The sequence below is a fragment of the Mesorhizobium sp. M7A.F.Ca.CA.004.04.2.1 genome (assembly GCF_004022825.1).
Taxonomy (GTDB): domain Bacteria; phylum Pseudomonadota; class Alphaproteobacteria; order Rhizobiales; family Rhizobiaceae; genus Mesorhizobium.
In genome coordinates this window covers 1-5124 of sequence record NZ_RZPH01000396.1, presented here as the reverse complement: position 1 = coordinate 5124, position 5124 = coordinate 1, and the positions used below count along the sequence as shown (strand labels likewise).

The 5124-nt window shown below is 58.2% G+C and carries 5 protein-coding genes; 2 read left to right on the top strand and 3 right to left on the bottom strand.

The annotated features are described in order from the left end of the window. Nucleotides 1-309 precede the first annotated feature (309 nt). Both EN893_RS18275 and EN893_RS18270 read left to right on the top strand, forming a co-directional pair. Nucleotides 310-774 (top strand): hypothetical protein, encoded by a 465-nt coding sequence (locus EN893_RS18275; RefSeq protein WP_127268732.1) that lies wholly within the window; start codon nt 310-312, stop codon nt 772-774. A gap of 50 nt (nt 775-824) precedes the next feature. Beyond that, on the top strand, nt 825-1241 hold the full coding sequence (locus tag EN893_RS18270) for a hypothetical protein (RefSeq protein WP_127268733.1): 417 nt from the start codon (nt 825-827) through the stop codon (nt 1239-1241). 444 nt (nt 1242-1685) lie between these two features. On the opposite strand, the gene EN893_RS18265 is transcribed toward EN893_RS18270, so the two are convergent. The 3 genes from EN893_RS18265 to EN893_RS18250 form a co-directional block, all read right to left on the bottom strand. Beyond that, nucleotides 1686-2555 (bottom strand): hypothetical protein, encoded by an 870-nt coding sequence (locus EN893_RS18265; protein WP_127268734.1) that lies wholly within the window; start codon nt 2553-2555, stop codon nt 1686-1688. Nucleotides 2556-3179: 624 nt separating this feature from the next. Next, nucleotides 3180-3440 carry a hypothetical protein gene (locus tag EN893_RS18255; protein WP_127268735.1) on the bottom strand — a complete coding sequence of 87 codons (261 nt, stop codon included), beginning with the start codon at nt 3438-3440 and terminating at the stop codon, nt 3180-3182. Between the two features lie 221 nt (nt 3441-3661). Next, nucleotides 3662-4315 (bottom strand): outer membrane protein, encoded by a 654-nt coding sequence (locus EN893_RS18250; RefSeq protein WP_127272367.1) that lies wholly within the window; start codon nt 4313-4315, stop codon nt 3662-3664. Between the last annotated feature and the right edge of the window lie 809 nt (nt 4316-5124).

Here is a 5124-nt window from a genome sequence, read left to right as displayed (position 1 = left end):
CTTCAACACGGCTGCTGAACGATGCTTTGAAGTCTACGGCTATCCCGAGCTTGAGGCCGTGGCAGTCGCACGGCGTATTGCCGAGATGTCTATGAGACCCACGGCGCCGCGTGGAAGGGTCGCCGGAGCCAGCGATGGTCTTGCCGGAGCAACGACCCCAACCGGCCTTAGCGCGCGTCCAGAAGGCCTACAGACGATGACCTTTGGGTTCACCCTAAGGCGCTGACCCAGCCACCACAAGACCGACATACCGCACCCGGAGCAATGACGCGCCGGGGCGATCCATCACGACCAGAAGGAACGAACACTATGAACGATTTCAGCAAGGCCTCCGGGCTCCAGATCAACAGCAACCAGATCGACATTCGCGGGCAGGAAGCACGGGACCGACAGGGCCTTGAAGACCGCGTGGACCAGATGCGGCGCGACCATGAGCAGGCCGAGAAGGATCGTAAGGAAGCCGCCTTTCAAGAGCAGATCGCGGCGCAAACGGAAGCAGGCCTTCGGGCAAATCAACAGCTTCAGGCTAAGCGCCTTGGCATCAACACCGGGCAGGCGCTGAACGAGAGCCAGAAGGCTCAGGTAGCAGCGGCTAAGCCCATGAATGGCTCAGCGCCGCAGGTCCTTGTGGATCAGCTTGCGGTGACCGTTGGTGGCATCCAGTTGGGACCCCAGCAGGCCAAGGACATGGCGGCACGTGGGGAGATCAGCCAGGGCGACTACGTCGCGGCTGTGAACGCAGCTCTGGTCCCCTACGGCTATTCTTTCAGGTAACCACGGGGGCCGAGAGTGACGACGGGGCTTCGGCCCCTGAGTTGCCCACCGTGGGCGACCAGACCGACGACGATGAACTGACAGCCGACCAGAAGGAAGAGAAGCAGTATGCCGAGTTTGTGCGCATGGCCGACCAGAGCCTTGACCGCTTCAGGGACACTCACAGCGAACCCCAACAGCAGTTCATTGTTGACGCCTTCGTGGAGACTGGAGAAATCCCGACTGGGGAAGCCTTTGGGATCGAGGAGGTTGAAGCGGCTGTGGTCGTGGCTGCATTCGAGCAGCATCTGGAGCGCAACGTGCTTAGGCAGCATGGGCTGACCCTTGACACCTACTTTGAGCATGTCGACGACGCCGACTACCCGGCACTACGCAAGGCTGCAGCTAAGGGCGAATGGCACGTCTTCCATGGGCATGCCCAAGCCATAGCAGCCGCCCGGAAAGCCGGCACAGCCTTCACTGACTAACGCGTCCCCTGCCCCCGATGCATCGCCCCAAGAGGTGTGTCGGGGGTGGGTGCTTTGGGACCGGTATTCTACTGCCCAGCCTTGACCTGAACGAAGCGCATTGAGACTTTCCTGTCTCCGATGTATGCCCTAGACGGGTTGATGCTCACGGTGGGCCGCCGCCTTAGAGAAGGACAAAATGTTCCGGCCGCTGCGTACGCCGCCGTTCGTCTAGTTTGGTGGGCATAGTGGCTCTGATTTATGGGCTGATTAAGGGATGGCGCTCCGCCACGGTCGCCATTCTGGCGCGACTGATAAGGGCGAAGCGCGCTTGGGCGGAGATCGCGCGGCAAGCTCGTGAGCGAGCAGACCAGTAGAGGACACAGCGGGGGCCTTTTGTATACAGCATGAAGATTGTGGCGTCCTGCCCCACCGCCCCCAGCGCACGCTAGCCTTTCCTGGCCCTTAAGCGGGCTCCGAGCCTTCGGCGAACGGTTCTTCCGCGCGGTCAATGGGGTCCAGCACGTTCACCGGGACCCCTTTCGCTCTGGTGTACTCAATGAGCTTCTGCACGACGTGTTCTGCGACCAAGGTGACGCCCATACACATTTCGCTGAGATCATGTCTGGACAGGCGTATGGCGGTGCCGACCGGAAATGCACGCTCTTTCCAGTGCATCCCGAGCATAATCGGCCCACCTCGCGCCACGAACGACTGATCCGTCCCTATCGTGGCGTTGTCCATCAAGACGCTCTGACCGTCCTCGCCAACTACAGAAGCGCCAAACAAGCACCACCGAATGCGAAGTTCGCCGCTTGGAGCATCCTCCAAAGTCACATTGCCCATCCGATGTGAGAGGCAGTTTCGAGCGAGCCGAAAGGTCTCGAACATTTCCCCAAGATCAGGCCTGAGTTGCAGGTCCAGCGCTAGCCAACTGTACTGCGCGCCTACGTTGAGCTTCTCGAACTTCCGTTTCGCCTTCAGGTCTTCGCTTTCGGAATAGGTCATCGTTTGAAGGAGGAGGTGTATGAAAAATGCCTCCGTCAGGAACATAGAAAAACTGTCTGCCAAATCCCTTAGACAGTTGCCGATGGTCCAGCTTTCGAACTCCTCAAGGTAGTGTCGCTTCATTTCATCTGATGGGTCTGGTGGGACGAAATGGAACTGCACGTTGTCAGAGAGGATATGCGAGATAGGAGGATCTACCGCTATAGCGTTCGTACCGACCCCCATGAAAACAGACGCCCTCCGCACTCCGACTTCGGCCACCGCCTTCAGCTTGTTGAAGTCGATATTGAGTTGCATCTTGGGGGGCAGTGCTTCGGTATCGTCCATGCGACAGACTACCAGAAAGATGGCCAACGCGGAGTTTGTATCTGCCTTGACAGAAGGTACACCGCTCGGGCACAAAGAGGTACACCGAGCTTAACCGCTTCGGGGGAAGAGCCCCTTCTACCCCCTTGATTTTTAACGGTTAGTTCGGGTGGAACGCCTCAGTGGGATTTGGCATTTAGCGCCGTCCGGGGGCACCAGCAACATGCCGTTTGTCACGGTGGTGTAACCGCCGCAAAGCTGAAGACGTTCTATCCAGGTGGAAACGCCGAGCGGGATGCAACTTTGGTCGATGGTATTGTTGGAGCAGGCATCGACGTCGCTCTCACACACACGTGTTCTTGCGAGGCGAATACGACTTCTCCTTCTTCGGCAAGAAGTCGCTTGAATGTTGCGGCGGCGGATGCACGCTCGAACACCCGCTTCAGACGCACGATTTCCGCGTCGGATCGCGATGGAGTTCCAACTGTTCAGCTTCTGAGGTTGACGCTCTCCACAGGAATGGCAAGACCAAGGTCCAGCTTGTGAATGGCATTCCGCGGGCGCAATGTCGCCACGAACCCGACGGCCAGGGGCCTGGATCGCAAATAGTTCGCGGCTCAGGCCCCTCGTCCGTCCCGGACAATGCTATGGGGGCTCTTCTGCCGGGCGCTCCGGCCCTTGTTGTGCTGGCCCGGTCAAATTCCACCGGATGAACGTAGCATCCTTCCCGGTGACTTCCCGCACCGCCCTTAACAGCACCTCATGCAAGACGCGCGTCTGTCTGTAGTGGTCGCAATGCGGCGATATGAACGGCTTGATGATGCTCAGGTGCAGCGCTTCCGCCGCCACGAGAAAGCGCTCGATTTCAGCCAGCGATAATCGCTTTGAAGGTTTTGACCGAGCCATTGCGACACCTTTTAAGAGTCGCCCCACCCGAGGATAATATTCCTACTTTCCTCAAGGCATGTAAAGCGGTCACGCCCAAAGCCACCACTAAGACAGGAACCAGGCGGGAGACGCCGTCCCAGGGATGCGACGACGCATTGCCGAGATATTTCTCTGTTGTCGCGCAAAGAAAAAAGCCCGTCGCGGTTTGGCGGCAGGCTCTCTCTATGGGCTCCAGTGGACTAGAATTTGTAGGCGATGCCGAAGCGAACCTCATTGATCTTCAGATCGACATTACCAGTCGGCAATGATTCAGTGCCGAAATCAGTATAGCGATACTCGGCGCGCAGCAGAAGATTGTCGGTCATGGCGTAGTCCAAGCCCGCGCCTATCGTCCATCCAGTAAATGTGTCTCCGAAAGAACCTGAGACGGTATTACTGCTTGTGTCGATGTCGCCAAATGCAACGCCACCCGCGACATAGGGAAGCAAGCGATCAACGGCATATCCCAATCGAAGTCTTGCCGCCCCACTCCACTTAAGTTCCTCGGTCCCGATGCCGCCCGGAAATGGGAGACCGGGAGCGGCGAATATTTGGCCGCTGTCATCAACATTCGCATATACGACGTCCAGTTCCGCACCAATGACGATATTGTTCGGCATCTGGTAGTTGTAACCGGCGTAGACACCTCCAAGGAACCCGTCAGGATCTGTCTCAATGAAGCCCGGGCCGCTGGCCTGCCGTATATTCCCCTCACCCCGAGCGTAGCCTGCCTGAAGACCGATATACCCACCTGTCCAGCTAAAAACCGGGGCGACTTCTTCGACCATGGCATCGGCAGCGAACGCCGACGAAGCCAGCAGAGACAACGACAAACCAAGAAGCAGCTTCTTCATAGGTGATCCCCTGTAACCCACCCTCTCGTAGCAGAGCGCGCCGATATGTGCCGTTGTATTTCCGCCACATTAGACCCTGATTCAAAACTGCGGTCAGCGCGCTTGACGAGATTGTATTGGCGAGAATCTTGCGTGCCGACCTTGCCTATGAGCGAGCAGCAAATGCTGGTCTTGCTCGAACAGCTTGCTCACGCCCGAATGCTCGTTAGAGACGGCCACGATCCGCAGCCCTCTGCACGCCGCCCTTGCGTATCAAACCGTACGTTGAATCCTTCTTGGGTCACGCGCGAAAAGAGAGTAAATAAATCCCTTCGCAGGAAGGGAGGCCGCGATGGTTGAAACGCATATAGAAATCGCACGCGCGGCTATAGAAACCAGCTTTCGGTTGCGGCACCATTCCCTGGCCGGAACCGCCTTCATTTCGCCGCGGTATGGACCACTCCCGACGCGCAATCGAGGCCTCGCGCGAACTGCTCAAGGGCCTTCGCCAACGTCACCGCGATGACCTGGCCCGAGGTTGGGAAGATCCGGATCCAGATCCTGTTGCCGTCTCGGCCTTCGATGCCGACATTCTCCGCTCTGCATTTCGAAACCTGGTAAGGGAAACAAGCGTTCCCGCGTGTGAATGGCGCCACCTGGCTGAAAGCTTGGTCCGCGAATATGTCGGGTGCGAGCAGGTTGACGCAGGCTTGTTGGACTGGATTACCCACAAGTAGTCACCGCTTGGATAAATCGCGTACCGACGCAAAACAGCCCGTTCCGCCCACATTGCCGGTGACACGAAACGGGCTGCGGAAGCCGGCATGCGG

Bases quoted from the DNA above. Each gene is read 5' to 3' on its own strand.
- EN893_RS18275 (WP_127268732.1), top strand. From the start codon at position 310: ATGAACGATTTCAGCAAGGCCTCCGGGCTCCAGATCAACAGCAACCAG.
- EN893_RS18250 (WP_127272367.1), bottom strand. From the start codon at position 4,315: ATGAAGAAGCTGCTTCTTGGTTTGTCGTTGTCTCTGCTGGCTTCGTCG.
- EN893_RS18265 (WP_127268734.1), bottom strand. From the start codon at position 2,555: ATGGACGATACCGAAGCACTGCCCCCCAAGATGCAACTCAATATCGAC.
- EN893_RS18255 (WP_127268735.1), bottom strand. From the start codon at position 3,440: ATGGCTCGGTCAAAACCTTCAAAGCGATTATCGCTGGCTGAAATCGAG.